Below are 1,515 nucleotides of genomic sequence, written 5' to 3'. Positions count from 1 at the left end.
CGAACGGATGCAGTCCTGTCCCATACATAATAGAGATCCACCTTGATCCCCTGAGCGAGCAGCCGGGAGATTGTCAATGCGGCTTCCCGGTCCGGGCGGCCGGTGATCACCGCAATGCTCATGCCCGGAATGCACTGCCGCGAGGCGTCTTCCAGCAGCCTTGCCAGCGTACGCGCTCCATCCGGCGCCACATCGGCAAGCGTATCCAGCACTCTGGCCGGGATGATGCCCATTCCCTCGTATCTTGCCATTCCTTCCGGCCAGCCGCCGGTGAACAATTGAGCGTAGGAGCCTGCGCGTTCCGCAGTAAGCAGCAGACCCAAGGCGGCCGAGACGGCCAGCTCGAAGGCCGGTGTTCCCGGCAAACGGCTTCCCCGGGAAGGGAGCGCTTCCCACGGCGTTTCATAGGAAGCCGGGCAGTTGTCCAGGACGACGCAGAACATGCGCCCTTTCTCCCTCTCGGGAACGCGGCTTTGCAGGAAGCCGCACCGGGCCGTATTTTTCCAGTGCACCCGGTTCATCGGATCTCCAGGCTGATAATTTCGGATATCCGACTCTTCCTCCGCTCCCTTCCATTTCCGACTCATGGCTGAGACTATCCCTGGTCCGGCGGCGGAATCGGCGGGGATCGCTCCGCAATACAGCGGTGCCGGCAGCACTTTAAAGTCACGGTTCCCCTCGGGAGCGCTTGTTCCGGTGAACCAACCCGGCAAATCTCCCCAGGTGACGCGGCAGGAACGCAGCTGCTGGCGGCCCCGGGGGAGCCGTTCCAGATTATAGGCGTATTGAAATGAACGCCGGAATCCGGGGAACAGCAGCAGACGATGATCCCCGCAGGTCCAATGCTCTTCAATCATCATCCAGGGAATCGGCAGCCGGCAGCGAAAACGGAGAACAACCGTTACCAGCACGCTGTTCCCCGCCGTCGGCTGAACCGGAGAAAGCGTCCGGACGAGCTCAAATTTACTAGGGCCGAGAACCTGCAGCAAGAGCCCGCCAAACATGACCAACCCGATAAATATTAGGATAAACAGCAGGGCAGAGCCGCCAAGCCAGCCGTACAGCCCTGAGATGATGCCCATTGCGGCCAGCGCCCGCGCCCATTGACCGGGCAGATTCGGATTCGGAGAGACGGCAGGGCTATCGGGCCTGCGGATTGGTTTCGTCAATGGACATCCTTCCTTTTCCTTAGGGATTTGTCATTATTATTCCCATGAAAAGGAAAAGACAGACCTTGCGATATTCCCGGTGTTCGTGTATGCGGCTTTAGGACGCTTTTACCCTCCGTTCTTCCGGAACCGATGTCGCTCCCAGCAGGCGATGTCCAGCGGACTCCAGCAAATCCCTCAGCGGCAGCCAGATGGCGCCGCCTCGAAGAGTAACTTCCGAGGCGACTGCTCCCCGGTCCCCGTCCCCAGCGGTAAAGGCGAGTCCGCCGCCATCCGTATCCGCTGTTATTGTCCGCCCATTCAGCACCGCCAGGCCGCTGTGAGTACCGATATCCCAGCTCACCTG

1 protein-coding gene and 1 pseudogene are annotated in these 1,515 nt (G+C 60.5%); both read right to left on the bottom strand.

What is annotated here, in order from left to right:
• Positions 1 to 1,169: DUF58 domain-containing protein (locus L691_RS0112490; RefSeq protein WP_025690857.1), on the bottom strand; the 1,169-nt coding region annotated here is incomplete at its 3' end.
• 97 nt (positions 1,170 to 1,266) lie between these two features.
• Positions 1,267 to 1,515: pseudogene (locus tag L691_RS32785) on the bottom strand (polysaccharide deacetylase); the annotation flags it as partial.

Origin of the sequence: Paenibacillus zanthoxyli JH29 (genome assembly GCF_000520715.1) — a bacterium.
Classification (GTDB): Bacteria; Bacillota; Bacilli; order Paenibacillales; family Paenibacillaceae; genus Paenibacillus_AQ; species Paenibacillus_AQ zanthoxyli.
Note: the sequence above shows the minus strand (reverse complement) of the source record. Positions and strands in the feature narration are given on the sequence as shown.